We start from the raw sequence: 25,449 nt of genomic DNA, 5'->3' as shown, positions 1-25,449 counted from the left end.
CAGACGAGGGGCACTCGCTGGGGGATCATGCCGATTCCTCACCCTTCACAGGCCAGTTGCCCAGGGCGTCGTTGACGGTGGCAGCCATGTCACGCAGCCGGCTGTGCAGAGTGGTCAGCGCGGTCTGGCGCTGCTCGCTGGTATAGGCGGTGTGTGCCTCGAGCAGCGCGCTGTTGACGGCGGCGCCTTGGCCGTCGAGTGCCCGAAGGATGTCGAGGTAACTCAGGTAGTCGCCGCCGGCCATGCGGTTGGTGGCCGCATCGTTCGCGAGGTCGCCGTCGTGGGCGAGGGCGTGGCCGGGCATCAGTCCTCCAGGCCGGGGTCGTCGTAGACGTCGGTGTCGTAGTCGCCGTCGAGACGGCCGTCGGTCTCGGCGTCGAGGCGCTCGCGTTCCTCATCGGCGTATTCGGCGGCGCGGTCGTTGGCTTCGGCGTCGTATTCGGCGTCCAGGTCACTCACGGGTCCGGTCTCCTCTAGCTGCGGTGTTTGTTCGTCGGTTTCGGGGTCGGTGATGCGCTGGTAAAGGCCGTCGATGTCGCCGTACATGGCCCGCAGGACGGTGTTGAGGCGGTCCCAGGCGGCGTCCGAGGTGACTTCGGCGGGCATGGTCATGGCGTCGCCTCCTGCGGGCTGCCGCCCGGTACGACGGTCGGCCGGTCGGCGAGATCGGCGTTCGCGGCTTGCACGGCGGCCTCACGCCAGGCGTCGGGCCAGGCGAGGTCGAGGTGACGGTCGGTGTGGGTGCCGTTGCGGCAGCGGGTGTAGTCGTCCCAGTCGCGCAGCCGCAGGCGGGCGCGGGCGAAGCGTTCGTGCCACAGCAGCGGCCCGTCCGCCGGTGCCGTGTCGTCGTATGCGGTGTGCCAGGCGGCGGCGAGCCCCGTCAGTTCCTCGATCATCGGCGGGTGCTGATACCAGCAGGCGGGGATTTCTTCGGCGAGTTGGTAGCGGTCGACGGCCCAGTCGACCCAGTCGATCAGCCATGCCCACGCCTGCGCGGCGCCGTCGCGGTCGAGCTCGGCCCAGCGCAGTGGCCACGGAATGCTGGGCGGGGCCTTGCGCGGCCCCGCGCTTTGGCCGCCGCCGCGGGTGACGGTGTCGGCCAGCGTGAGGTGCTGCTGGTGCAGGGTGTCGACGGCCTCGGCGAGCCGGGCGACGGTGGCGGCGAGCTGAGCGACCGCGACCATGTCCGCTGGCGGGTCGTCGGGCAGTTGAAAGTCGAAGGCGTCCATCAGGCTGCGTCGGCCAGTCGTTTGCGGAAGGCGTCGCGGCCGGCGGTCAGCTCGCCGGCGTCGGGGCGTTCCCACCACGCCGGCACCGTGAGCTCGACCGGGGGCAGGTTGCCGACCAGGGCCAGCGCGCGCCCCTCGGGCAGGGTGCGCAGGTCAGCCAGGTCGAGCAGGTTCTCGCGGCGGGTGCTTTCGTTGACCGTGGCCCGGCCGCTACCCCAGGAGTGGCTGGAGGAGATATCGGTGACCTGCCCGGCCAACGCTTGGGCGTCGCGCATGCCGGTGACGTCGCTGCTACCGCCGATGAGCAGCCGGGCGCTGGCGGAGTCGGCGATGGCCCGCCCGCCCTTGTCGCCCCATCGTTCGCGCAGCTGGTGCAGGTTTTGCGCGAAGATGCTGACGGCGATGCCGGAGCCGCCTCCCTCGTTCATCAGGCTGGGCAGGCTGGGCAGCGGTGCGATGTTGGTGATCTCGTCGCCGATGAAGTACAGCGTCGGTTCGATCCGCCCGCCCGGCGCGGTCAGAGCGAGACGTTTGGCCTGGTAGAGGATGTCCTCGCTCAGCGCGGCGAGCAGCGGCGCGATCAGGGCCTGGGCGTCACGGGTGCCGACCAGGTAGATGGTGCCGGACTCGCGCAGCCAGTCGATGGGCTTGAACTGCGTGCCGCGCGGCGGTGAGCACGCGGTCAGGACGCGGGGGTCGTTGAAGGCGTCGAGGGCGCCGGCGACGACGGTTTGGATGGTGTCGCGGGCCCGGCCGCTGGTTTCGCGGTGCCGGGCAAGTCGGTCGGCCCACGAGTCGACGCCGTGCGCGCGCAGGATCCGTTCCGGCCGTGAGTTGGCCGGGTTCTGCGACCAGGCGAGGACGTCGAGCATGGTGGCGTGTTCGTCCAGGGCAGCGGCGTGCAGCAGGCCGCGCAGGATGGTGGCGGCCTGGTCGCGGAACCATTTGCCGTTTTCCACGCTCTCGTCGCCGATGCCCGAGCCGGCCGCGAAGCCGTTGGCTCGGAGCATGGCGACGATCTGGTCATCGGCGCCTTCGATCGGCGACCACGCCATGCGGGGCACGCCGCGGATCTCACCTTGGGGCTCGAAGATGTGCGTGGGGCCGATCGCCGCCCGCCGGTCGTAGGTGATCTCCGCGACGTCCAGGCGGGTGGAGGTGGTGAGGACCGCGCCGCGGGCGTCGGCGACCGCGGGGATGACGTAGCGGGTGGTCTTGTTGCCGAAACGGGGCACCGCGGCGGCGAGCAGGGTGTATTCGTTGGCCAGGTACAACGGCCGGCCGCTGGTGGCGTCGTTGCCCAGGAACCGGGCGACCTCGAGCGGGTCCTGCCGGCGGGCGGTCTTGGTCGCGCGGGTGAGCGCGTCGTCGGAGTCGAGAACGGTCAGGCCGGGACGCACGACGTCGACCCGCTTGCGGACCGCGTCAGCGGTCAGCGTCCGGTGTAGGTCAGCGTTGGTGGCGAAGCCGCTACGCCGCATCCGGGTCTTGGCCAGGTGCAGTGCCGGGGCGCCGATCCCGGCGAGGGTGCCGAAGAACGTGAGGGCCCATAGCGGATACAGCAGCCACGGGCCCCCGATGACCGCGCGGGCGGTGGCCGGCCACGCATCGGCGGGGCGGCTCAGGTGCGCGGTCAGGCGCACCACGATCCCGGGGGTCTGCCCGATCGTGGCGTCCGCCCACCGATGATGGGCAAGCAGAGCGGACAGCTGACCAGCCGCCCACAGCGACACGACGCCGACTACGGCAATCACGACGAACAGCACGAGCAGGATGAGCCGGCCGAGGATGTCAGCGCGGGCCCGGCCTTGGCGGGGTGGGCGGTGCCCGGGTGAGGACAGCGGCGGGCGGGCCATCACGCCGCCGTCCCGTCGGTGGCGGCGGCCAAGCGGGCGTCATAGTCGTCGACCGGGGCGGCCGGCTCGTCGGTTTCCATGCGGCTGTCGGTGTGCACCATCGCCGTCTCGACCCGGGACAGCTGGTGTTTGACGACGAAGGAGCGGGTGCCGATCTTCCACAAGCCGACGCCTTGGCGCAGGTAGCGCATCAGGTCGGTTTCGACGTCGGAGGTGCCAAGAAATTCGCGGGCCTGTTCCAGGCTGCCGGTGGCTTGGCGGTAGGAGACGCGCACGCCGGAGTCCTCGATCAGGCCGCGGGCGATGCGGACCTGTTCGGAGTCGGCCGAGCCGGACGCGGCCAGGTCACTGAAGCGGTGGAACGCCAAGACATTGGCGATGCCCAGCGCGCGGGCCAGTTTCAGCTGTTCGCGCATGCGGCGGATCAGCGGCAGGTGGCGGGCGATGAGCGCGAACTCGTCGTAGAAGCACACCCGCGGCGGGGCGTCGGGCGCGGATAGTTCGGTCTCGAGCCAGGACTGGGCGCAGGTCATCGCCATCGCGGTCATCTGATCCGAGGCGCGGATGGTGCGCAGGTCGAGGATGGCGCCGGGCTGGGTGAAGTCCAGGCGCGCGTTGGATTCGACCGGGCCGTCGAACACCCCACCCAGCGCCCCGCTGATCAGACGTTCGAGGGCCAGACGGACGCGGCGGGAGTCGGTGACGAACGTGTCGATGGGGTAGGCGAGTTGGTCGAGGCGGTGTTGCCATAGCGCGGGGTCGCCGGTCGCGGCGAGCACTGCGGACAGGGTGGGGGTGGCCAGCCGGCCGGCGGAGGCGTCGTGTTCGCGGGTGACCGCGTCGACGGCGTACTCCAGCAGCGAGCGTTCGGCTTCCTGCAATGGCCCGCCGAGCTGGATCTCCAGGAGTCCTTCGAGCAGCAGCAGCCGGCGTGAGCGCTGCAACTGCCGCCACTGGGCCTCGGTCTGCTGCGGGTAGCGGCGGATCCCGGCCAGGGGGTTCATGATGACGCCGAGGCCGGGGCCGATACGCACCGGTGCGATGCCCGCGGCGGCGGCGAGCTGTTCGTATTCGCCCTTGTAGTCAGTGCCGTAGAACCGGGTCCCGAACGGGATCCCCCGAAACGCCAGGGTCTTGAGCAGCGACGACTTCGCCGAGCCGATCTCGCCGGTGACGACCATGTTCGGGGCGGTGATGACTTTTGCCCGGTACAGCTCGTGCAGGCTGAAGGTGAACGCGCTACGGGAGTACACCTCGAGGCCGATCAGTGGTCCGTCGACGGGCAGGCCCGGGTCGGACACGAACGGGTACACACTGCACAGCTGGGCGGAGGTGGTGGTCAGCGGCGGGAGTTGCATCTGCCAGAACACCCGCCCGGCCGCGCGGCCGTAGGCGCCGCGAGGGCCGACGGGGACGGGACCGAGCAGCCGGTCCTCCTGCCGGGCCACGGCCTGCTGTTCGCGCTCCAGGGCGGCCTGTGCGCGGGCGAGGTCACGGGCGGCGGCCCGCTGCTCGATGCGGTCCGCCAGCGATCCTTCGCGGCGCAGAACTCGGCGGCTCACGCGGACCATCCCCGGGCGGGCTTCAATCCGCGCGCCAACGGCAGGGCTCCGGCGGCGAACGCCTGGTCCTGCTCCCCGGCCAGGACGATGGCCTCGCACCCGGCGCGCGAGAGGATCCGTTTGACCGAGCGGACATCCCGGTCGAGGTCGGGCGGGGTGGGGGCGGTGACGGTGACCAGCAGCGCGTAGCGGTAGCGCACGTGACCGGCGGCCTGCTCCCGGTCGATCTGCTCGACCGCGCGGGCCTCGTCGTCCTCCCGCGCGGTCCGGACCAGCCGCAGTTTGCGTTTGGTGACCTCGTCACCGGCGCGGGACACCTTCTCCCGGCGGGTGGCCAGCTGCGCCACCGCGGCCGGGACGGGCTGGGCGACGAGGGTGACGGTGCGGCGGCAGGTGGTGCGCATGTAGAGCGGGCTCAGCCACGTCGCCGCCACTTGCTGCCTGGGCATCTGCGCCACCCACAGCGTCCTCGAGAATGCCGAGTCGTGCTGGTAGGTGGTCCAGCCGACGGTGCGGGCAGCGACCGGCCCGGCCAGCCGCGGTTCCACTCCCGCCGCCGTCGGACCGTCGTCGCCGGTCGGTGAGGTGCTGGCGCGCAGGTCGACGACTTCCTGATCGTCGGGGTCGAACTGCGTACGGATGACGGCGGCGTACGCGCGCGGGGACAGCCAGCCGCCGGTGGTGATCCCGGCTTCGAGGACGGCGGACTCGATGCCGGTCAGCCGGTCCAGCACCACCGCGGCGATCGCCGCGTCCGTCCCACCGGCCTGGGCGATCTCCCCGGAGAGCCGGGCGATGTCGAACACCACCGACAGGTAGATCTCGTGGCGTTGTGCTGCTGGCGCCGCCGCGGCGGTCAGCTGCGCCAGCGACCGGTAGGCGTCGCTGCTGGTGTCGACGGCCCGGTTCACCAGGTATCGCTGGGCGGCGTTGCCGGTGTCCGGCACTGCGCGGGAGGTCACCGACCAGCGGATCAGGCCGGCGTCGGCGTACTCACTGCCCAGGATGTTGAGCAGCTGCGCCCAGTCGGTCAGTCGCTGTGCCTGGACATCACGGTCGGTGAGGATGAGGTTGGTGCCGTAGCAGGTTAGAGCGGCGGTCACCGTCTTCTCGCGGCGGTGATGCAGCAACCCGATCTGCGTGGTGCCGTCGGCGGCGGTCGCCGGCAGCCACACGTATGCGGCGGCCGGGCCGGGCAAGTCCATCCACCGCTCGACGCTGTTCGGCGCGTACGGGCCGCCACGGTAGTCGCTCTGCCCGGCCCGGCGTTGCAGCAGAGCTCCAATGACGACCGGCGCCCACTCGGTCACCCGCCGGCCCTTGAACCGCAGGAGCCCGAGCGTCACCAGCAGCACGCAGCCCGCCATGGCGGCGATCGCCGCACCGCGGTGCCCGGCGACCAGCAGGTTGAGGGCCACGACGGCGGCGATGACACCGGCCATGACCAGCGCGATCTGCGACCATGCGAACCCGAGGACGGCTCCGCGCGTCGAGCGCGGCGGAAACTGGAATTTCATGTCTTCTCTTCCGTCGAGGTCAGGGGCTAGATCGGCACGATGGGCACTTCGGAAGCGGCGGCGGCCGCACCATCGCCACTGGCTGCCGCGCCCGAGCGGCTGCCGGACTGCTCGCCGTCGGTTGACGAGTTCTGCTGCGGCGCGGCGTCCGGTCCCGCCGCCGGGCCGGACGCGGACGGCTCACCGGCCGACGAGGCGCCCGACGGTGCGGGAGACGTCGCGCCGGTCGCGCCGGGCATCGCGGAGGTATCGGCTCCAGCGCCACTGGGATCCGCTCCTGCGCCGGTGGCGTTGTCGCCCGGTCCGCCGCTCGCGCCGGTGAGGTCGCCGGTGACGCCACCGGCCGGGTCGGCGGTCTGCGCCCCGCCCGGGGTGACCGGCAGCGAGCCTTGCGAGCCAGTGGCATCTCCCGGGGCGGTGAGCTGCCCGGACGCCACGTCGTGCTGCGCGCTGTTCGCGCCCGACTGGATGCCGTCGGCTTCGTCGCCGTTCGGGGTCTCAGCGCCCCCGTCCTGGGCCTGCTCCTCGCTGCCCGGGTCGTTGGCGGTTTCGCCGACCTGCCCACCGTCGGCGCCGGTCGACGCGGCGTCGCCTACCTGCCGGCCTTTGTCGTCGCCGATACCGGCGGCGCCCTCAGCAGACTCGACCGGGCTGGTGGGCACGCTCGCGGCGTTCTCGTTCATGACGCCGGCGGCACCGGAGCCCGGACTTCCGCCGCCGCTGGCGTCGGCGGCACCGGCGCGGAACCCGTCGACGAGGTCAGCGCCCAGCTGCAGCGGGCCCCCGGCGGTGGACAGGATGCCGTGGGCGTTGACGTCAGACAGGTAGCCGTCCCACAGCGTCGTCAGCCGCAGCAGAATCCAGGGCGCGACCACCATCAGCCAAATCAGCAGCACCCCGCGCAGCGCGTTCATCAGGTCGTCCGACCCGTACGCGGCCCGGGAGCCGTAGATCCACAGCTCGGCGATGAAGAACTTCGACGAGCCCAGCGCGTTGACGGTCCAGAACCAGCGACGTCCCCAGTGCCGGGTCTCGTGCATGGCCTGCCCGGACATCGCGACCGCGCCGAACAGCGCGGCGCCAGTGGCCAGCAGACCGCGGAACAGCATGATCACGAACAGCAGGAGCAGGCCGATCGTGGCCAGCACCGCCAGCAACAGCGCGATGATCATCGTCCCGGCGCCACCGGTGAGGTTGCTGAAGCTGGTCACCAGCGCCGACGGGTCGTACGGGGTACGCGCGTTCGCGTCGATGACCGCATTGGTGGCCTGGTCCCACGCCGCAACGATCGTGTAGGCCAGACCGCCGGCGAAGGTGACCCCAAGGACCGCCCGGACGAGACCGCCCAAAGATGCGACCGGGCTGGGCCCGGCGGTGGTGCGCAGCCCGTTGATGATCGTGGAGATCACGAAGAAGACGAAGATCAGCCCGATCATCACGCCGGCGAGGGAGTTGTAGGTGGAGTAGAACGCCGCGTCCGGCGAGGAGATCGCGGTGACCTTGAAAACTAGGGTGGCCAGCTTGGACAGCAGGAACACCACGCCCTGCACGGCCGCGTCGACGAGCCCTTGGATGCCCGAGCGCACACCGGACTCGAGCGCCTCCGCGGCGTTGCGCTGGACCTTGCAGCTGACGTCGGCGACCGGGCAGTCCGGCGGTTTCGGGTCCGGGTCGTACATCTGGGCCGCCAACGCCGAAACCTGCTGCTGGCAGAAGTTGTACTTCAGCTCGTAGGCCGGCTCGGTATGGGAGTTGAGGTTGTAGCCGATCGGAAGCTGGGCCGCGCAGTTGATCAGCCCTTTCGGTCCGGCGCCGGTGCTGGGCCCGTCCATCAGCACCGATGCGGTCCCGTCGCGCGGATTGCCTCTCAACGTGATGGATGCAGCAGCGCAGGACTCTTTGTCGGCGTCGCTGATCGCTTTACTGCACTGCGTGACCCAATGCGAGCGGCCCTGCTCGGTGGGCTTGTCGACGTGCACGGCCCACGGCATGCACCAGGCGACCGACCCCGGTGCTTTCGCCGCGCAGGCCGCGTCCACCACCGGGCTCGACGGTGTGGGGCTCGGGGCGGGCGCCGCCTCGGCGCGGACTGCACCACCGAGCAGCATCGCCAGGCAGGCAGCAATCAGGAGCAACCCGCGCGCGAAGCCCGCCCGGCGGGATACGGGATGCTTCGAGCCGGCCCGTGCGGCTTCGGTTCCCTGCATGGCCGCGGTCACAGCACCAGCAGCCCGGCGATGATGGCGGTCGCCGAGCCGACGATGATCGCGACCAAGCCGTTGCGCCACATCATGCTCTTGCCGCGATCAGAGACGATGTGAGCGCCGAAGATCGGGCCGACGCCGAACGCGATGGCGCCGGCGACCAGGCCGCAGAACGCGGCCACGCCGCCGAGCCACATGACGGCGTTCATGATCGTGTAGAAGATCCCGGACTTGGGGATCGCCGAGCCGTCAGGGTGGACGCGGTCCCAATCGAACCCGCCGGGGCCGTTCGACGGCGTCGGCGTCGGCCCGGGTGCTGCCAACAGGTGCTGGGCTTCGGCGGGAAGCCGCACGGCGAGCCAAGCAGTCAGCGTGGAGATCATCGGGCGCGCTCCTTTCGGGCGGCGACGGGTAGAGCGACCCGGGGATCGGCGCACCGCGCGACAACGGCATCGGCCAGCTGCACCAGCGCGGTCCGTGTCTGCTTCTTCAGGCGCCGCGCGTCGACCGGCTCGGGCCGGGCGAGCTGAGGGTCGTAAGGGATCGAGACGACGTCGGGCACGACCGTGGCTGCCTGCTGCAGGACGGCGCGCACCGTGCGATCGGTGACCGGAGAGGCGGCGACGACGGCCAGCACTGCCCGGTCGACCACCGCGCTGTTTCCCGCAGCGCGTAGGTGGGTGAGCAGCCGCATCGTGTGGTGCAGGCTGTCGGTGGTCGCTCGAGCGACCAGCACCGGCGCGTACGCGGCGGCCAGAGTGCGCCAGACGCCTGTGATCAGGGCGGGCATGACGTCGCAGATGGTCAGCGGATAGAGCCGGCGCACCGCCTCGACGACCGCGGCGGCTTCGTCGTGACGCGGCGGGCGCCGGCCCTGCCCTTCGGTTTCCCCGACCAAGGCCAGCAGCCCCGAAGGGCTGCGCTGGGTCCACCGCTCGACCTCGTGGCGGCTGGTCAAGGTATGCAGGTCGCGAACCGCGTCCCACATAGTCCCGGCGTTGGAGCGGCCGACGCGTTCGCCGAGGCCACCCCAGGGCACAGGGTGCATGTCGACGGCGACGACCGGGCCAGGCACAGCAAGAGCGAGCACGTCGCCGAGCGCGGCGACCAGGGTGGAGCGGCCGACGCCGCCGTCGGCGGATGACACCGCGATCAACGCGGCAGGACGCAACGCAGCGGCGCGCAGCCAAGCCCGCTCCGCGATGTCCGCGGGGCCGAACTCGCTGGGCACGGCACGCGCGCGCACGACCAGCGGCTGCTCCACCGGCGGCTTGTAGCCGCGCGGGTCAGCCGGCGCTGGGTAGGCCGACCATTCCGGGCCGCTCGGCAGTGACGCGGAATCACCCGCAGCCGCCAGCACCTGAGCTGGTGGCGAATCCGACGCAGCGATAGCGAGCACCATCAGCCCCCTTCGAATGGGTTCGAGTGTCGGCACGTTTGTTTGCTGACCACGTGCGATTGATGGGGGCAATCGCACGTGGTCAGCGAAGGCAGCCGGTAGCAACCGGCTGGTGACCCGAGCAGGACGGGGAATTCGCCCGACAACGTTCATTAGCGCATCGGTGAATCACTGCCCGAGACGACGATCGACGCCCCCCTCGGACGCATATCCATCGCTCGTCGCCCGATCGCCCGGCTTATTGCGTGAAGGCGGATCGGTCACGCCATCTACCTTGCCGTGGCTGTTCTGGCGATGGCAGTTGTCCGGAGCTGTCCCGCCCTGTCCTTGGCTAACCCGGCGAGCGTCGTTAGCGTTTGGCTGGCTTGCCGGCGACGATTATTCTCGGCCGGTGGCTTTCTGGCGGCGCCGGCATGCGTCTTCCCCTGTCGAGGCGCGGCTGCGCCGCCGCGTACAGGACTACGTCGACCGCCGGGACGCAGCTCTCGCGCTTGAAGGCGAAGCACTCGTCGAGACCTCGCAGGCACTCGATGCCCTGCTGCTGCAGCGCGGTCAGGGCGCGGCACTACCGATCGGTGTTTTGGCCGATGTGATCGCGGTGCACCGGCTGCGCGCTACTGGACTGTCCAGTCCGGAGGACACACACGCGTACGTCTCGCTCGCCGTGTGGATGCATGCGTTTAACGGCGGTGATGTCGCACCTCAGCTACGCCAAGAGGTCGACGACGCGATTGCGCGCGGCGCCGAGACGGACGAGCCGGCCGCTCTGCTGCGCGCCCTGCAAGGACATGCCTCAGCCGTTCGCGCCCACTGGCTGAAGACGCGGGATCCAGCGCTGGCGGACAGCGTCGTCGCCGTTTTCGTGCGGCTGCTTGACTACACGCCAAGCGAAGATCCTGCATACGCGACGAGGCTGCTCGACCTTGCAGGGGTCACGGCCGCGCGCAGCAGGTTCATGCCGTCTGAAGAGGTGTCTGACCTCGATGACGCCATTGATTTGGCTGAGCGGGCTCTTCACCATCCGCAGGTCACCAGTCCCGGAATCCGTCGAGCTCATAAACTTCTCGGACCTCTGCTGGTGACACGCCTCGAGCGCGACAAGAATCGCGCCGATTTCGACCGCGCGAGCAAATCGTTCAATGCCCTCGTCGACCTCGCGCCGGACGAGCACGAGCGGGAACAGTGTCAGCGCGACCTGATGACCCTTCACCATCAGTACGAAAACTGGGGCCGGTAGCCATTCCCGGCGACGCCCACAGTCGGTTTACGTCACCGGGTCGCCATTGCTGCGCTTTCCTTTGAGGACCCGCTCACATTTCGGTTCTATTCGTTCGGGTAGCCACCATGCGCGGCGAGCGTTTCGACGAGATGGTCGATGTGCCTCGTCTCGATGCCGGGCATGCAGATGATGTGGGACCAGCCGTCTTGAGTCGGCAGCGGCCAGGTGGTCGCCATATCGGCGGGAAGTGGCCGCAGGAGCACGGTGAACGACAGGGGGTCGCGCCACGCCGGCCAGCCCAGGTTGTGCAGCCGCTGGACGGCATAGGCGGCGACGTCGCGGGCTCGACGCGCACGGTCAGCGTGCCCGGCCTTGCCGAGGGAATCGATGGCGTGCCACAGCATCGCCGCAGCGAGACCATTGCGGGATCCACTGACGGTGGTGTCGTGGGTGTCAAGGTACGGCACTGTCGGGCCGAGTTCGTCGGGTCCGCGACGGGTCACGACGATCCCGCAGACCACAGGGGTCCCGAAGAATTTGTGCCCGGACACGCTGATGCTGTCGGCGCCATCGGCCAAATCGAATGCGGGCCGGTTGCTGGTGGTGGCGAGCGGGACGCCGGCGAGGGCGGCATCGCTGTGGACGTAGCGGTGCCGGATACCGGCGACGTCAAGGGCGTTGTGGACGTGGGTGACGTCGTCGACGGCCTCGGTCATGGTGGTGCCGATGGTGGCCACGACGATCGCCGGCCAGCTGCGGTGCCGTCCGGCTTGGCGGGTCAGGTCGGTGTAGTCGATCTGCCCGGTAGCCGTTGTGGCGACTTCGACGGCGGGTAGGCCGAGCAGGTGGCAGGCCTTGGGCACGCTGTAGTGCGCGGCGCTGGAGTAGTAGACGACGGCGTTGGGAAGTTTGGTGCGGCCCAGCCACAGGCCGTAGAGGTTGCCTTCGGTGCCGCCGCTGGTGAGGTAGCCGCTCCAGCCGGGCGGGGCGCGGAACAGCTCAGCGGTGAAGTCGAGCACCTCACGTTCCAGATCGTGCACATGACCCGGGTACAGCGGGTCGACGCGAGGGTCGCCGAGGTTGTTGAGCAGATGACTCAGCAAGGGCGCCAGCGGCCGGTAATCGATGTCGCGGGCGGCGGGAAACCCGATGTTCGTGGGGGCGGCGGCGACCAGCCGCGCCTCCACAGCGCGCAGGCGTGCGTTCATCGCCTGGGCGGCGCGCGGAGACCGGATGACGGAACCGGCCGGGCGGGTGTCAATAATTCCGCGTCCGGTCATGACCGCGGCCCCGCGGTGGTGCCGTGCGCGATCGGGCACCGGCCTGGCGGTTGCTGCTGAACGGGCAAGCGGGTGAGCTGCCGTAGGGCCGCGCTGGTTTTGAACTGCTGCCGGAACCCGTCGGCCACGGCGAGATGCGGCAGCCGGCCGGCCAGGGCGCGTAGCGCGGTGGTGAGTTCGAGGCGGGCCAGGGCTGCGCCGATGCAGTAGTGCGGGCCAGCGCCGAAGGCGAGGTGCTGTCCGGCGCGGCCGCGGCGCGGATCGAAGACGTCCGGTTCGGTGTAGACGGCGGGGTCGTGGTTCGCGGCACCGATCAGGACCAAGCAGCGGCTGCCGGCGGGGATGGTGACACCGCCGAGGGTGACCTCGGTGGTGCTCAGGCGCAGCCAGCCGTCGATGGCGGGGCTGTGCCGCAGGGCTTCCTCGACGTGCAGGTTGAGGTAGTGCTCGTCGTCGGCCAGCTGCGCCCACCGGCCAGGATCAGCCAAGGCGTGGGCGAGGGCATTGCCGAGGGCCCCCGCGGTGGTGATCCAGCCGGCACCGACGATGTTGAGCGCGAGGGCGGCGACTTCGGCGATGGTCAGATTGCTGTCGTCGTTGTTGCGGAAACGCAGGAGCTCACCGATCAGACCGGGGCCGTAATCGCCGCGGCCGGCGCGGCCGTTGACGATGTCGGCGCAGTACCGCCACAACGCGATGCTGGAGTACGCCTGCGCGATCTGCGCTTCGGGACTCGGGTCGCCCCAGACGAGGTCGGCGAAGTCATCGGTCCACGCGCGAACCTGTTGGGCAGCGGTAGTCGGCAGGCCGAGGACATCGTGGATGACCAGCAGCGGCAGCTGCACCGCGAAGTGCATCAGGTCGGTCGGCTCGGTGATCTTCATGTCGGTGATCAGGTCGTCGGTGCGGGCTGCGACCAGTGGCCCCCACTGCTGTTCGGCGCGGACCGCAGTGGTGGGCATCAACGCCCGCAGGATCGCCCGGGTGCGCAGGTGCTGCGGGCGATCAGCAGTGACAGCCACCGCCGGGGCGTCGAGACCGGCCAGGATGTCGGCGGCGGCGTCGGTGAGCGGGGTGATCGGCGCCAGGGTGGCGGCGTTGCTGAACCGGGCGGTGTCGGACAGTACGGCGCGCACGTTGTCGTGTCCCGCGATCAGCCACATCTCGAGGTCGTCGTCGTAGCTGATGGATCGGGCGGTGGCGTTGATGCGCCGCCAGGTGGTGGCGGGGTCGCGGCTGTAGGGGCCGCTGAACGGGTCGAGTCTCATCGCATGCTCCGGTAGGCGAGGTTCGTGGTGGCTCACGTGAGCGAGACGTGGTGGCGCTGCAGCCAGGCGTTGACGTCGACGAGGTACGCGACGGTGGCCGCCGCGCAGTCGCCCGTCGGACCGGTAGGCGGGGCGAGCAGGTGGGTGACGCGGTTGCGGTCCAGCAGCGATCGCAGCGGCGCCTCGCGGTCGTCGAGGACGGCGCGCAGCTGATCGGTGCGGGTTTGCCGCCATCCGTCGAGCAGGTCGGCGCTGGGAAATGCGCGGGGCCGAAGCCACGTGGTCTCGGGCGGCAGCAGGTCCGCGACGGCGTGGCGCAGCAACCCGTTCGGGATGCCGAGCAGGTGCCGCAGGCCCGTCGGCGTGTTGAACAGGTAGGCCGCGAGCAGCCAGTCGGCAAATGGGGTGCGCACAGTCACGCCGGCGGTGTCGGCGAGCTGGCCGAGACGGGTCAGCAGGTGCGGCACGTACCGGGTGAGGGTCAGGTACGCCATCATGCGTCGCCGTCGCGCGAGTGCGTCCGCGCCGGTCACCTGCGGCACGCCGAGGGTGGCCTGCTCGTAGCGGTGCCGGCGATACACCCCGGGCATGAGATGGCGACGGGCGTCGGCGTTCAGCAGGTCCGCGGGCTCGCCGACGCTGGGCCAGGGGAAGTCGTCGGTGGCCAGGGTGAGCGGCTCGTGCTGCCACCGGTAGCCGCCGAACACCGCGTTCGCGCCGTCACCGGTCACGACGCTGGTGCTGCCGGCGGCGGCGATCCGCCGAAGCCCTGCGAACAGCACGGCATCCGCACCGGCTTCGCCGGGGAAATCGAGGGCCTCGTTCGCGGCGGGCGCGGTGTCGAGGAGGGTGTCAGTGTCGAGGGCGAGCACGTGGTGCCGCAGGCGCAGGTGCTCGGCGGTGCGCTCGGCCTGCTCCACGTCGACCCCGGCGCCGGGTGACAGGCCCGATGCGCCGGTGAGGGCCAGGGTCCAGGCGGCGGGCCGGTGTCCGCGGGTTCCGGCGGAATATGCGGCGGCGGTGGCCGACGCGACGCCCCCGGACAGGAGCACCGCGCTCGCCGGCCGAGTGCGGTGCGCCGCGGTCGTCTCGGCCAGAGCTCGACGCACGACCTGTACGGCGGTGTCGGCGTTGTGGCGAGGGTCGTCTGCTTCGAGGTACCAGTAGCGGCGCCGTCGCAGCCCAGTCGGACCGGCCTGGATGAGTTCGGCGGGCAGGACCTCGGCCACTCCGGCGATGACGCCATGACCGGGAGTGCGCACCGGGCCGAGGGTGAGTAGTTCGTTGAGACCATCGGCGTCGACGACTGGCTTGACCGCCGGATGGGCCAGCAGCGCGGTGGCCCGAGTCGCGAAGACGATCCCGCCGTCGATCAGCGAGAAGAACAGGGTGCGGGCGCCGAGAGGATCGCGGATCAGCATGAGCTGCCGGGTGAGGTTGTCCCAGACGGCAATGGCGTACGCGCCGTCGATCCGGTCGACCAGGCCGGCTCCCCATGCCCGGTAGGCGTGCAGCAACACTTCGGCGTCACCCGACAACGGTCTCGGTCCGCCGTACAACTGCTCGTCGAGGTGACCGCGGTTGGTCAACTGCCCGTCGATGACCAGGGCCAGGTCCGGGTCGGGGTGTTCGGGATGTCGCCAGTCGGCGTAGCCGCCGTTCAGTCCGAGGTGAGCGAACGCGGTGCGCCGGGCCAGCCGGACGACGTCGCGGCGTAACGCCCCGGCGGTGAGCGCGACGGCCATCGCGTTGACCGCTGGCCGCTCGTCACGCAGGTCCCGCGTGGGATGGATCCATCCTGTGATTGCCATGCTATTTCCCCATGAAGTAGTCGGTGGGCGCAGGAGTGGGCGCGCGAAGGTGGTGGCTCAGCGCGCCTCGAGGTGCACGAGGCATCCCGGCGGCACGACATGCAGAGCGGCCATCGCCTCGTCGGGGACGCTGATTCCTCCGCCCGCAGTGGGGTTGCCTGCGGGGCGTGATCGGGGGTGGATGGTGAGCAGCCCCGCGTCACGCTCGTGCAGGTGAACGGCCAGGCGCAGCAGCATCGGTGGCGTCGCTGGTCCGCGCCGTACGCTCGCCAGGACGAAGGTCCGCCCGGCGGCGACGGTGTGGGGCTCGGCGTGCAGGTCGGCTGGCCAGGCCCCTACGACGTGCTCCCCGTGCAGCAAGCGCAGCATGCCGGTGCGCAGCGATAGGTGGAGGCGGTGGCGACTGAGGGCGGTGGCGACGCGGCTGGCGTCGAGCCAGCCCGTCACACCGCCCGGCCGCGTCGGGCGCAGCACCCGCACCCAGCCTGGTTGCCACGCGATGACCGGCAGCCATGCTTCACTACCGGCCCAGACGGGCCGGATCCGAGCGATGGGACTTCCCCCGGCGGCGTCGAAGACCGCGAGAGGTGCCCGGGGGTGAACGGTGTGACCAGTGCCAGGCTGGTCCTGGTGATCGTCTCGAGGCGCACCGGTCACCTCGGCTTGTGCCGTGACCTCGACGAGTTCCTGCAGCGTCGCCGCCGCAAGATGCGGGACTGGCACGCGACGCGCGCGGCTTTCCAGCGGGTGCACGAAATGGTTAAAAGCAGAGGTGATAGCTGGCACGGCACGCACCCGTGCTTCTTCCTGGTGGGATGTGCTCTGCGACGCCGAGCGCCGCGGGTCAGCCGACATCGGCCAGGAACCTGCGTCCGGGTGCGCCGAGGCCGGTGACGGGGTCCCAGCCGGGGCCGGTGTGCTGGTCGGCGGCGTCAACGCGGACTACGTAGCCGCTCGTCGCCGGTGCCGTGCCGGGCAGCTGTGGTGTCCACACGGCGGCGTCGACATGTGTGATGTCGATGAGCGTGGACCCCTGCGACTGTCGGGCCCACTATGCCGGCGCGATAAGGCCAGCTGGGTGGCCGCTGCGGGCCTGGGCCAGAGCCGCCAGCGACGCGACGATCGGGGTTGCCAGCCCGGTCCCTCCGACCGGCCCAGCGCCGAAGCGGCCGTCTTGGGTGGTACCGACGAGCAGGCCGGTGTGGGGGTCGGCGAGGGCGGCTAGGTCGGGCACCTGCCGCATCGCGGTGGAGGTGCGCTGCCACGCGGGCCGAGATTCGCGGACGCTGGTGCCGCCACCGGCGGCGGCGACCAGGGGGCCGGCCGTCGGGTCCTGGGCGCCGCTGTTCAGGGCGGTGCCGGAGCTGGCCCAGCCGGTTTGCCACAGCACTGTATTGCCGGGGCCGACAGCGCTGGTGGTGCCGCCGACCGCGGTTGTCCACGGCGACGACGCGGGGTAGGCGCGGTCTGGGAGCTGCATGCCGCTGGTCGTGGCGGTGCCGTACAGCCCGGAGGCGCTGTAGGTGCCGGTCCCGAGCACGGCGGCGCGGGCGAGCATGGCGTCGGTGGCGGCGAGTTCGTCGTTGCTCAGCGCCTCGGCCGGGTATCCCCAGGAGTTCGAGATCACGCTGCCGCGTAGCTGGGGGTCGGCGATGGCTTGGGCGAGGGTGTCGCTGAGCCGGGTGCAGTCGGCGGCGGGGACGTAGATGATGGTCGCGGCTGGGGCGAGAGTGTGGGCGCTCTGCACGTCGACGGCCTGTTCCCGCCCCCACGCGGCACGGTCACAACCGCGGTCCCGCGCTTCACTCCCCGGGTAGGTCTTGACGCGGTATCGGCTGGCTGGCAGGGGCGCGACGCCGTTGAGCGCGAAGGTGGTGTTGGCGTCGCGCAGCGTGGCCGCCTCGTTGTAGGCGCCGACGATCACGATGGTCTGCCCGTCGCCGTCGTCATCGGCGCGCAGTCCGTACAGCGCCCGTAATTGCGGCCCGGTGTAGCCGCACACCGGCATCGACACGGACCCGCCGCTGCGATCCTGAACCGGCGCGGTGTCGGGGCTGGCCCAGGACGTCGCGCACACCCCCGGGTTCCGCACCGGCTGTAACGGCGGCAGCCGCCACCCTTCGGGGCTGCCGTTGCCAGCGGGGCCGGCTGCTCCGCGGACATCCACGCGCGGCCGGCGGCCCGTAACGTTGCTCTGCTCGATGGCGGGGCGAGCCAGGCAGGAGCCCAGTAGCGCGGTCGCCGTGGTCGCGGATAGACAGCTGCCCCGGCGGGTGGTCAACGCGGTTGCCGAGCGCACGTGCATCGGCTGGGCTGGCTGCTCGTTCAGGCCGGTGACCGCGGTGACGTCGTCAGCGATGCGCGGTGGCAGGCGGACGGCGGTTGCAACGCGGACCCGGGCGCCGTCCTGCACGGTGTCGTAGAGGATCGAGCCGAGCGCTTTCTTGACCGTGGCCGCGGTGCCGGTCAGCGGCAGGCGGGTACCGGTGGCGTCCAACGCGCCGACCTGGAAGCCGGCGGTACGGGCCCACGCGCTGACTCGTGTGGCCGCGCCGGGCCGGGCGCCGAAGCGCTGGCTGAGCTGGGCCGTCGTGAGGTACTGCCGGTAGCGGATGTTGCCCGGGGTCGACACGGCAGCCGCGTACGAGCGCAGCTGCTGCTCGTGTGGACTGCGCAGGCTGATGGTGAGGCCGACGGTCGCCGTCGCGGCTGTCTCGGTGGACGTATCCGGGCGAGGCGGTGCAGCGGTGGCAGGTGTGGCCAGCGCCGTCGTGATCGGCGCGGCGGCCAGCAGGCAGGCCATGAGGTGATACGGGCGCATGGTCAGGACCTTTCATCGTGCATGGAGGGCCGGAAGGCGAGCCCGAACGAACGATCAGCGCTCACCGCGTTGGGCTTGGGTTTCCGCGCGGCGGCAGGCCAGGATGAGCAGGCGATGGACGATCGCGGCGCGGTGACGGCGGGGAACTCGGGCCAGGCCCGATACGACGCGCCGGAGCTCTGGCCGCATCGCCGTAGGTAGGTGAACTGATGCACCCGCCCCGGGGGCTGTTCCCGAGCGGAGGGGGTGCACGTCTACAGTCGGAGCAACGTTTGCCACGAGTTCGACCCTCTGTGACATCGTGCGTTCGGGGTAGCTAACCGAGGCTGTCCGGGGCTGTCCTTCCGGCTGTCAATTTGGTCTTCTTGACACAGCGCAGCGCGGCGGATAGATACCTTGCAACAGTCTGCGAATCTGCCGTGGACAGGCGTTCGTAAGTCCGATGAGAGGGGTGACGGCCACAGATGGTGCTGACCACGCACCAGCTGTTGCAGCCCGAGATGGGCTTACGGCTACCAGCGGACGTGCGAGCGCCGCTACTGGAGATGGGCACGGCGTGCAATCAAGCCGCCGTTCATCTGCACCAGGCGCTGACCTTTACCCTGCAGGTCGAGTCCGCGTTGGAGACGCAGCGGACCGGACACCGAGCTGGCATGCTGCTTGCTCAGGTCACCACTGATCTCCAGCGCCTCGCCGATCAACATTTCGAGCAGGCAATCGTCGTGCTGGCCCGGGCCAGCACGGTCTATGCCGTGTATGCGTCGCAGGTGGCCGTCGCTGTCGCAGCGGGAGATCCGCCGCCGCTTCCGGGCTCGGAGCGTATTGCTCCCTCCGACCTCATCACCGCGGCTGGGCTCTATCTACCGGACGTCGACTTCGCAGGCTGCGACGCCGCATCGCGGGTAGTTGCGGAGCAGAACGCGATGATCGCCCAGGCACGGCGACATTTGCTCGATCTGATCACGAATCAAATGCAGGGAACCCCGTCTGAGGCATACGACGACATCGCCACCGTCGCTGCGGGCAACGACGGTGGCGAAAGCCGGCTCGTGGAGTTCCCTGATGCGCTGCACACCTACGCCAGCGTGCTGGTCTGGGCCTTGAGCGTCTTCAGCGGCGTCAAGCACGACGACTAGCAGAAAAGCCGTGCTGGGCATCGACCAGCAATTGACGGCCACGTGAGGGCAAACAGGTGCCCTAAGCGGGTCGGTCGACTAGAAGACGAAGTCGTGATCGACGGGCAGCCCAAGACTGGTCACGTCGATCTCGAGGGCAGCGGCGATCAAGTGCAAGCTGTACTGGTTCGGGTGCTTGCGATCGTTCTCCCACTTGCTGATCATGATCAGCAAGGAGTGCAGCGTGGCGGCGCCGCGATGCTGGGCACCGACCTCGCGCATCCGGTGCGCCAGCTGCAGCTGGGACCACTGCTTGGCCAGCCGAGCGCGACGCAAACGCCGCCCGTAGGTGAAGTCGTCTCCTGAGTCGTTGTCGGCCGCCTCGGCCGGCGCCATTCCCGCTTCGTCTCCTTCCTCATATGTCATCGCAGCGGACCCGATCGAACTCGGTTCCGCGGGCTCGGTCGTCGTCATCGCCGGTTTGTCGCAGGTGATCAGCACATCGTCCCCCATGGTGATGTTGGCTTTCCTTGGTGTGGGCCCTTGCTACCGGGCCCGTCAATGACCCATGCCGGCACCTCCGTCGACGGGGATAATGGCGCCAGAGACATAGGCGGCCTTGTCGCTGGCCAGATACGACACAGCCGCAGCGATTTCCTCCGGCTGGGCGGCTCGGCCGAGCGGGATCTGCGAACGCATGTGCTCGCGCTGCTCTTCTGTCAGCGACGCGGTCATGTCCGTCTCGGTATAGCCAGGCGCGACGACATTCGCCGTGATGCTGCGGCTGCCGAGCTCACGCGTCAGTGATCGGGCCAACCCGACGAGGCCCGCCTTGGAGGCCGCGTAGTTGGCCTGGCCGGCTTCTCCCCGCATTGCAACCGCCGACGAGATGAAGACCAATCGCCCCCACCGAGCGCGCAGCATCGCGCGGCTGGCGCGCTTGGCGACGCGGAACGCCGCGGTCAGGTTGGTATCGAGGACATCGGCGAAGTCCTCCTCGCCCATGCGCATCAGCAGCTTGTCGCGGGTAACTCCGGCAGCTACGACGACGATCTCCACGGCACCGATCTCGCGCTCAACGTGAGCGAAGGCAGCGTCCACCGACGCCGTGTCGCGTACGTCACATTGGACAGAGATGATGTCCGTAGGCGGCTCCGAGTCACGGTAGGTGACGGCAACGCGATGCCCGTCTTTGATCAACTCGTGAGCCGTCGCAAGGCCGATACCTCGCGCACCGCCGACAACCAGAGCAGTCCGACCCATGGGTTCCCTTCCGCCATGCGTGGCGGCCGAACCCTGGAACCGCTGGTCACAGTGCCCTTGGCCATCGAGGACGCCCCCCACGCCGTGATGAAGCCAATATCGTGCACCTTGCGACGGCGTTTGCCCACACAGTGTGAGATCCACAGTCACACTGCCGGAATTAGCAATGTCTGCTTGTCACGCAAAGGCACGGCCGCAGCGTCCACGGCAGAGCGGCCAGCGGCAGCGATCTTCAGAAAGGGGTCCTTACCGATAGATCAACGCTGCTAGGTTCGATCCTTCCATGAAGGAGTTTCGTACCTTGGCATCCATGGCGACGACGCCCGAGGAAGCGCGATGACCGCTCAGCCACCGACCGATGCGACGACCTCCCGCCAGACTCCGCCCGAACTCAGCGAAGATCTCGCGCGCCATGTTCACGCCTGGCGGCTGCGGCTCAACCCCGACGAGATCCCCGGCTTGCACGCGGCACTACCTCGTGCACGCCGTCACCGGCGCGTCAGCAAAGAGACCGTCGCAGCGCTGACCGGCTACAGCGTCGGCTGGTACAGCGCCCTCGAGCGCGGGGTGCTGCAAAACTACTCCGACGACTTCCTCACCCGGGTGGCCTACACACTGCGCCTGAACGAGGCCGAGAAGAGCATGCTGTTCTTCCTGGCCACCGGGCACGCGCTGACCATCACGATCCACCAGTCGAGGATGCGATCCACCGAGACGATCCAGCGCATCGTCGACGCCCAGCCCTGGCCGGCCTACGTCAACGACGAAGCGTGGGACCTCGTCGCCTACAACGAGCACATGAGTCGCTGGTTCCCTTGGGTAGAAGGCCACGAGAACAACATCATGCGCTGGGTCTTCACTTTCCCCGAGGCCCGCACTCAGCTGCACAAGTGGGACACCGACTGGGGACCGCAGATGTTCGCCCAGATGCAGTTCGCCTTGGCCCGCCAACCCGAGAACAAGCGGCTCGCCGCCGTCATCGAAGAAATCCTCGACGTCAATCCAGACGCCCGGCACTTTCAAGAGCATCCCATCACCAAACCGCACCCCGACGGCGACCACCGCTACCTGCACCTACCGCTGCATCAGCGACTCCAGCCGATCGAGCTGATCGCCTTCGCGCCGCTACGGGCACAGGCGAGCCGGCTGATGATGCTCGTACCGATCGAGCTCGACGAAGCCACGCGGTCGCACTGACTACTTCGGCTCAGCGGCAGCAACTCGCGCAAGCACCGCCAGCAGCTCGTGGGGTGCCTCACCCAGTTCCCGGTAAGCCGCGGCCATGGTGATCACCAGCCGTTCCGGGTTGCCCCACCCGGCATAAGCTGCTGGCACCTTGGTCGGGTCGCCCGCCTCCCAGTACGGCAGGCCCGCCGCGTAAGCCTTCTGAGCCCATTCGGCAACCCACTCGAGGTAGCCCCGGAACACGGCCACCCCAGCCTGGTCGGTCATGGGTCCATGCCCCGGGACGACATGGTCCGCGCCGGTCTCGGCGATCCGGTCGCAGGCGGTGATCCAATTCCCGATAGGTCCGGTCCACATGATCGGATGCCCGCCGATAAACAAGATGTCGCCGGTGAACACGACACCCGCGTCAGGCACATGGACGATCACGTCGCCGTCGGTGTGCGCCGGTCCGACCTCCAGGAGTTCGACCCGCCGGTGTCCCACGGTCAGGTCAAGCTGACCATGGAAGGTGCGCGTCGGAGGCGTCACTGTGATGCCCTCGAAGTCGAAGGCGCCGAAGTGCCGGCGCATGTAATCACCGAGCGGTGTGGCAGGCGCCCCAGGACCGCTCAGCGCCGCCAACTCGGCCGGCTGCACCTCGTGCGCCATACCGTGCCCGCACGCCGACGAGCCCACCACCTCCGCTCGCGGAAGGAGCTCATTGCCCCAGCAGTGATCGCCGTTCGCGTGCGTCGTCACCACCGTGCCGATCTCCACCCCCGGCGCGACCTCGGCAACGGCCGCCAGCAGTTCCCGCGTCAACGGCAAGTCGAACTGCGTGTCCACCAGCAGCGCAACGTCTCCATCGACGAGCAGACCACAGTTGCTCCACCCCCACGTGCCAGGTGGACTGAGATAGGCCCACGTACCGCGGCCCAACTGGTGCATTCCTCGCCGGTATTCCGGACCCCCCATGCCGGACATCCTGGTGCAAGATCCGCGTGCGACACAACCCGCCGTATCGGCATGGGTCACTGAGTGAGATGTCGGCTTCCCGACAGAACCGTGGTGGGTGACGGGTGACAGATCATCCCGCCATCGCAGGCTGACCGGCATCGTGCGCGCACCACATGCCCGCGCGCCCGCGCGCGTAATAGCCGTCAACCGGGAAACCCGGGAACATCTGTCACCTGTCACCCCTCGGCGGCGACGAGCAGTACCGCTGATCACGACTCGACCGGCAGGACGGCCTGGGGATCATCAGCGTCCAGCAGTGCAATGCCGGTGTAGAAACGCTGCCCCTTGCCGCCCCGCGCGTCAGCGACACCGAAACGGCTCTGCAGCTCCTGAGTCAGGCGTTTGGCCGACACCGGCCGCTCGCCCAATTGCTCGCACCACTGCTCGTACGCCTCCCGCAGCACACTGACAGCGATCCGCATACCCACTGACCCGGGCTGAGAATGGCACTGCTCGTCGACGAAACGGCCAACCGTGTCCTGATCCCGGGCGTACGCCTCAGTCGCCCTAGACACCGATACCGGCTCGCGAAGCCCGCCCTGGTGATATGCCGCGGCCCCCGCGACGATCCACGCCAAGATTACAGAAGCGTCCTGCGCCAAGCGCTCCCCAAGCTGCTTGTCCTGTCGCTGCGGCGGCACCAGGCGGTTGAACGGCAGCACCCGGATCCGCCGCCAGAACGCCGGCCCGCCCGCCCGAGCCGCCGGCAGGTGATTGCCGAGCAGCCACAGCGTGTGACTCGGCTCGAACGTGAACCAGTCGCGCCGCATGAACCGCGCCGACAACGAATCCCGGCCCGTCAGCTGCTTGACCCGCGCCTCAGCGAAACGCTGCCCCTCGTCGAGCTCCGCACAAACCACCAACCTCGCACCGGACAGCTGCGCCAGCTCCGCTGGATGCTCGACGTGCTTGCGCACCATCAACATCTCCGACGACCCCGCCCGCGCGTAGCCGTCATCACCCCGACCGAGGGCATGCATCGCCGCTTCCAACAGCGTTGACTTGCCATTCGCTCCAGGACCGACCGCGAACGGAAGCAGCTGCTCGAGCACGCTGCCGATGGCCGAAACGCCGATCAACCGCTGCACGTATCCGGCCAGCTCGTCATCCTCGCCGAAGGTGTCATGCAGGAAGGCGTCGAAGACCTCCGACTGCCGCTCGAAGTCCGGCGCCACCGCGGTTGACCGCGTGTGCAGAAGCTCCGGGTCCGCGGCGCCCACCTCACCGGTCCGCAGGTCCACCACACCTGCCGGGGTGTTCAGCTCATAAGGACGGGCGTCCAACGCGGCCAAGGACACGGTCACCGCGGGGTCAGACCGCGCCAGGCGCACCACGCCCGACACTCCACCGGCGGACAACGCCTGAGATCGGAAACGACGCCAGCCGCCGGCGCTGGGCAACTGCCGAGCCAGCTCCCTCACGTACTCCCGGTGGCGTTCTGCGTCATCCCAGACCCACCGATGCCCCGACCACAACAGCCAAGCTCCCCGCTGAGGGCAATACCTCAGCTCGTGGCCGTGGTGGGCGACCAGGGCCCGCGCCAGCCCGTCTTCCGTCGGTCCCCATGCCGCCGGTGGCGACACCGCTTCCCGTACGACACGGGCGCGGAGTGGCGCCGCGTCCTGAGCCTCTCGGAGCCCTGAGCCGGAACCCGAGCCGCCCGGCCCCGACTGCATATCGAAACGTCGGCCGTATCCGTCCTGGCGCAGCGCCCGGGCGGCAGCGCTGTGGTCTCCGCCGTGGTGCAGGACCGCGAAGACGTGAAACTTCGTCAGCGGGGTTTCCGTCTCGAACTCCGTACTGCTGCTGAAGACGAAGAGGCGGTCGCGGTCGTCAGCGCGGCCCGTCGTCGCAGAGATTCCAGTGCTTTTCCCTGGGCGGCGCCAATACCGCGTACGTCCCGTCGCGTGTACGAGCGTCCACCCAGCTGGCACCAACAGGTCGCTCCAGTCCATGCGTCGCTCGAAGTCATCCCCGGGGGTGACTTCCTGTCCGGTTGGCGGCGCAGGCAGACGATGCTGCGCGGCGGGCGGCGGGGGTGGCATTTCGTCAAGTGCTCGAACCGCGTCCAACAATGCCGCACGTTCGGTCACGCTGATGGTCGGAATCCGCGCTGGGGTTGATCCGTTCAGGGTCACCCACGGGCGGCACGTTTTGTGCACGGTGCCGTAGGACGGGGCGACGATGGTGTAGCCGCCTTCGCCTCGGGTTTCAGCAAGGGTCTTGACTTTGTCAGTCGCATCGATCGAAAGCTCGAACTCGGTCGCGGGCCGCCGGGCAAGTTTGAGATTTCTATCAACTGCGGCATCGGCGATCCTATAGAGGATATGGACCCCGCCGGATGGCGTCTTCTCCCAGTAGCCATAGGAAGTTATGCGCCTCCATAGTTCGGCTAGACCAGCTTCAGCTAGAAGCTCAATCAGCGCCTGCCCTAACCCCTCGTCGACTGCGCGGCCTTCCAACTCGAGCATCTCAAGCCCCGAGGAAGCGCTGCCACACACAATCGCCAGCCCCGGGGGATTGCCCGTAAACCACTCTTCGACTTGCCTTCGATCTGGCGGCGCGTCCATATAACTGCGCCATGGGACGAGAGGAGCCTTGCTCCCATCCGCACGGATTGGAATGGGAGTACAGCCCGCGTCCAACCAAGCCATTGCTGCCGAGAGGGTGTTTGGTTTGCTATTCACTTAGTCCCCATTGAACTACGGAAGGCTCCGACGG

At 69.4% G+C, this 25,449-nt stretch carries 21 protein-coding genes; 3 read left to right on the top strand and 18 right to left on the bottom strand.

The features are described from left to right. Nucleotides 1-25: 25 nt before the first annotated feature. From ACGFJ7_RS35055 to ACGFJ7_RS35015, 9 genes are all read right to left on the bottom strand, one after another. Complete coding sequence (locus ACGFJ7_RS35055) at nucleotides 26-304, bottom strand: hypothetical protein (RefSeq protein WP_392646113.1); 279 nt, start codon at nucleotides 302-304, stop codon at nucleotides 26-28. Next, entirely contained in the window at nucleotides 304-612 is a 309-nt protein-coding gene (locus ACGFJ7_RS35050; protein WP_392646112.1) for a hypothetical protein, read from the bottom strand. The genes ACGFJ7_RS35055 and ACGFJ7_RS35050 overlap by 1 nt, the downstream gene beginning before the upstream one ends. Beyond that, nucleotides 609-1,229: a hypothetical protein gene (locus ACGFJ7_RS35045; RefSeq protein ID WP_392646110.1), complete on the bottom strand. Its 621-nt coding sequence runs from the start codon at nucleotides 1,227-1,229 to the stop codon at nucleotides 609-611. Before ACGFJ7_RS35045 ends, ACGFJ7_RS35050 begins: the two co-directional genes overlap by 4 nt. Next, nucleotides 1,229-3,085 carry a type IV secretory system conjugative DNA transfer family protein gene (locus ACGFJ7_RS35040; RefSeq protein WP_392646376.1) on the bottom strand — a complete coding sequence of 619 codons (1,857 nt, stop codon included), beginning with the start codon at nucleotides 3,083-3,085 and terminating at the stop codon, nucleotides 1,229-1,231. Before ACGFJ7_RS35040 ends, ACGFJ7_RS35045 begins: the two co-directional genes overlap by 1 nt. Then, on the bottom strand, nucleotides 3,085-4,647 hold the full coding sequence (locus ACGFJ7_RS35035; protein ID WP_392646108.1) for a hypothetical protein: 1,563 nt from the start codon (nucleotides 4,645-4,647) through the stop codon (nucleotides 3,085-3,087). Before ACGFJ7_RS35035 ends, ACGFJ7_RS35040 begins: the two co-directional genes overlap by 1 nt. After that, nucleotides 4,644-6,164: an SCO6880 family protein gene (locus ACGFJ7_RS35030; RefSeq protein WP_392646106.1), complete on the bottom strand. Its 1,521-nt coding sequence runs from the start codon at nucleotides 6,162-6,164 to the stop codon at nucleotides 4,644-4,646. The genes ACGFJ7_RS35035 and ACGFJ7_RS35030 overlap by 4 nt, the downstream gene beginning before the upstream one ends. Nucleotides 6,165-6,190: 26 nt before the next feature. Beyond that, entirely contained in the window at nucleotides 6,191-8,299 is a 2,109-nt protein-coding gene (locus tag ACGFJ7_RS35025; RefSeq protein ID WP_392646105.1) for a hypothetical protein, read from the bottom strand. Between the two features lie 80 nt (nucleotides 8,300-8,379). After that, nucleotides 8,380-8,751 carry a hypothetical protein gene (locus tag ACGFJ7_RS35020; RefSeq protein ID WP_364693286.1) on the bottom strand — a complete coding sequence of 124 codons (372 nt, stop codon included), beginning with the start codon at nucleotides 8,749-8,751 and terminating at the stop codon, nucleotides 8,380-8,382. Then, on the bottom strand, nucleotides 8,748-9,803 hold the full coding sequence (locus ACGFJ7_RS35015) for a hypothetical protein (RefSeq protein WP_392646103.1): 1,056 nt from the start codon (nucleotides 9,801-9,803) through the stop codon (nucleotides 8,748-8,750). The genes ACGFJ7_RS35020 and ACGFJ7_RS35015 overlap by 4 nt, the downstream gene beginning before the upstream one ends. Nucleotides 9,804-10,158: 355 nt before the next feature. On the opposite strand from ACGFJ7_RS35015, the gene ACGFJ7_RS35010 reads away from it, so the two are divergent. Next, the gene (locus ACGFJ7_RS35010; protein WP_392646101.1) at nucleotides 10,159-11,004 is read left to right on the top strand and encodes a hypothetical protein; all 846 of its coding nucleotides are present in this window, start codon (nucleotides 10,159-10,161) and stop codon (nucleotides 11,002-11,004) included. 86 nt (nucleotides 11,005-11,090) lie between these two features. Here ACGFJ7_RS35010 and ACGFJ7_RS35005 read toward each other — a convergent pair whose 3' ends face one another. From ACGFJ7_RS35005 to ACGFJ7_RS34985, 5 genes are all read right to left on the bottom strand, one after another. Continuing rightward, on the bottom strand, nucleotides 11,091-12,194 hold the full coding sequence (locus tag ACGFJ7_RS35005; RefSeq protein WP_392646375.1) for a histidine decarboxylase: 1,104 nt from the start codon (nucleotides 12,192-12,194) through the stop codon (nucleotides 11,091-11,093). Between the two features lie 68 nt (nucleotides 12,195-12,262). Beyond that, complete coding sequence (locus ACGFJ7_RS35000; protein ID WP_392646099.1) at nucleotides 12,263-13,534, bottom strand: cytochrome P450; 1,272 nt, start codon at nucleotides 13,532-13,534, stop codon at nucleotides 12,263-12,265. Nucleotides 13,535-13,566: 32 nt separating this feature from the next. Then, nucleotides 13,567-15,345 carry an asparagine synthetase B family protein gene (locus ACGFJ7_RS34995; RefSeq protein WP_392646097.1) on the bottom strand — a complete coding sequence of 593 codons (1,779 nt, stop codon included), beginning with the start codon at nucleotides 15,343-15,345 and terminating at the stop codon, nucleotides 13,567-13,569. A 57-nt stretch (nucleotides 15,346-15,402) separates the two neighbouring features. Then, entirely contained in the window at nucleotides 15,403-15,819 is a 417-nt protein-coding gene (locus tag ACGFJ7_RS34990; protein WP_392646095.1) for a hypothetical protein, read from the bottom strand. A gap of 577 nt (nucleotides 15,820-16,396) precedes the next feature. Next, nucleotides 16,397-18,166 (bottom strand): protease pro-enzyme activation domain-containing protein, encoded by a 1,770-nt coding sequence (locus tag ACGFJ7_RS34985; protein WP_392646093.1) that lies wholly within the window; start codon nucleotides 18,164-18,166, stop codon nucleotides 16,397-16,399. Between the two features lie 464 nt (nucleotides 18,167-18,630). Here ACGFJ7_RS34985 and ACGFJ7_RS34980 point away from each other — a divergent pair, with 464 nt between their 5' ends. After that, nucleotides 18,631-19,302 (top strand): hypothetical protein, encoded by a 672-nt coding sequence (locus tag ACGFJ7_RS34980; protein WP_392646091.1) that lies wholly within the window; start codon nucleotides 18,631-18,633, stop codon nucleotides 19,300-19,302. A 78-nt stretch (nucleotides 19,303-19,380) separates the two neighbouring features. On the opposite strand, the gene ACGFJ7_RS34975 is transcribed toward ACGFJ7_RS34980, so the two are convergent. Together ACGFJ7_RS34975 and fabG are read right to left on the bottom strand one after the other, a co-directional pair. Then, nucleotides 19,381-19,794, bottom strand: a complete 414-nt coding sequence (locus ACGFJ7_RS34975; RefSeq protein WP_392646090.1) for a hypothetical protein — start codon at nucleotides 19,792-19,794, stop codon at nucleotides 19,381-19,383. Nucleotides 19,795-19,839: 45 nt separating this feature from the next. Beyond that, nucleotides 19,840-20,544, bottom strand: a complete 705-nt coding sequence (gene fabG / locus ACGFJ7_RS34970; RefSeq protein ID WP_392646088.1) for a 3-oxoacyl-ACP reductase FabG — start codon at nucleotides 20,542-20,544, stop codon at nucleotides 19,840-19,842. 336 nt (nucleotides 20,545-20,880) lie between these two features. On the opposite strand from fabG, the gene ACGFJ7_RS34965 reads away from it, so the two are divergent. Then, entirely contained in the window at nucleotides 20,881-21,741 is an 861-nt protein-coding gene (locus tag ACGFJ7_RS34965) for a helix-turn-helix transcriptional regulator (RefSeq protein WP_392646086.1), read from the top strand. On the opposite strand, the gene ACGFJ7_RS34960 is transcribed toward ACGFJ7_RS34965, so the two are convergent. Both ACGFJ7_RS34960 and ACGFJ7_RS34955 read right to left on the bottom strand, forming a co-directional pair. Beyond that, the gene (locus ACGFJ7_RS34960; RefSeq protein WP_392646373.1) at nucleotides 21,742-22,659 is read right to left on the bottom strand and encodes an MBL fold metallo-hydrolase; all 918 of its coding nucleotides are present in this window, start codon (nucleotides 22,657-22,659) and stop codon (nucleotides 21,742-21,744) included. It abuts the gene before it with no gap. Between the two features lie 278 nt (nucleotides 22,660-22,937). Further along, complete coding sequence (locus tag ACGFJ7_RS34955) at nucleotides 22,938-25,382, bottom strand: phage/plasmid primase, P4 family (protein WP_392646084.1); 2,445 nt, start codon at nucleotides 25,380-25,382, stop codon at nucleotides 22,938-22,940. Nucleotides 25,383-25,449 lie beyond the last annotated feature (67 nt).

Source organism: Actinoplanes sp. NPDC048988, assembly GCF_043197815.1.
GTDB lineage: Bacteria > Actinomycetota > Actinomycetes > Mycobacteriales > Micromonosporaceae > Actinoplanes.
Note: the sequence above shows the minus strand (reverse complement) of the source record. Positions and strands in the feature narration are given on the sequence as shown.

Bases quoted from the DNA above. Each gene is read 5' to 3' on its own strand.
- ACGFJ7_RS35055 (WP_392646113.1), bottom strand. From the start codon at position 304: ATGCCCGGCCACGCCCTCGCCCACGACGGCGACCTCGCGAACGATGCG.
- ACGFJ7_RS35050 (WP_392646112.1), bottom strand. From the start codon at position 612: ATGACCATGCCCGCCGAAGTCACCTCGGACGCCGCCTGGGACCGCCTC.
- ACGFJ7_RS35045 (WP_392646110.1), bottom strand. From the start codon at position 1,229: ATGGACGCCTTCGACTTTCAACTGCCCGACGACCCGCCAGCGGACATG.
- ACGFJ7_RS35040 (WP_392646376.1), bottom strand. From the start codon at position 3,085: ATGGCCCGCCCGCCGCTGTCCTCACCCGGGCACCGCCCACCCCGCCAA.
- ACGFJ7_RS35030 (WP_392646106.1), bottom strand. From the start codon at position 6,164: ATGAAATTCCAGTTTCCGCCGCGCTCGACGCGCGGAGCCGTCCTCGGG.
- ACGFJ7_RS35020 (WP_364693286.1), bottom strand. From the start codon at position 8,751: ATGATCTCCACGCTGACTGCTTGGCTCGCCGTGCGGCTTCCCGCCGAA.
- ACGFJ7_RS35005 (WP_392646375.1), bottom strand. From the start codon at position 12,194: ATGAACGCACGCCTGCGCGCTGTGGAGGCGCGGCTGGTCGCCGCCGCC.
- ACGFJ7_RS35000 (WP_392646099.1), bottom strand. From the start codon at position 13,534: ATGAGACTCGACCCGTTCAGCGGCCCCTACAGCCGCGACCCCGCCACC.
- ACGFJ7_RS34995 (WP_392646097.1), bottom strand. From the start codon at position 15,345: ATGGCAATCACAGGATGGATCCATCCCACGCGGGACCTGCGTGACGAG.
- ACGFJ7_RS34985 (WP_392646093.1), bottom strand. From the start codon at position 18,166: ATGCGCCCGTATCACCTCATGGCCTGCCTGCTGGCCGCCGCGCCGATC.
- ACGFJ7_RS34980 (WP_392646091.1), top strand. From the start codon at position 18,631: ATGGTGCTGACCACGCACCAGCTGTTGCAGCCCGAGATGGGCTTACGG.
- ACGFJ7_RS34975 (WP_392646090.1), bottom strand. From the start codon at position 19,794: ATGGGGGACGATGTGCTGATCACCTGCGACAAACCGGCGATGACGACG.
- fabG (WP_392646088.1), bottom strand. From the start codon at position 20,544: ATGGGTCGGACTGCTCTGGTTGTCGGCGGTGCGCGAGGTATCGGCCTT.
- ACGFJ7_RS34965 (WP_392646086.1), top strand. From the start codon at position 20,881: ATGACCGCTCAGCCACCGACCGATGCGACGACCTCCCGCCAGACTCCG.
- ACGFJ7_RS34960 (WP_392646373.1), bottom strand. From the start codon at position 22,659: ATGCACCAGTTGGGCCGCGGTACGTGGGCCTATCTCAGTCCACCTGGC.
- ACGFJ7_RS34955 (WP_392646084.1), bottom strand. From the start codon at position 25,382: ATGGCTTGGTTGGACGCGGGCTGTACTCCCATTCCAATCCGTGCGGAT.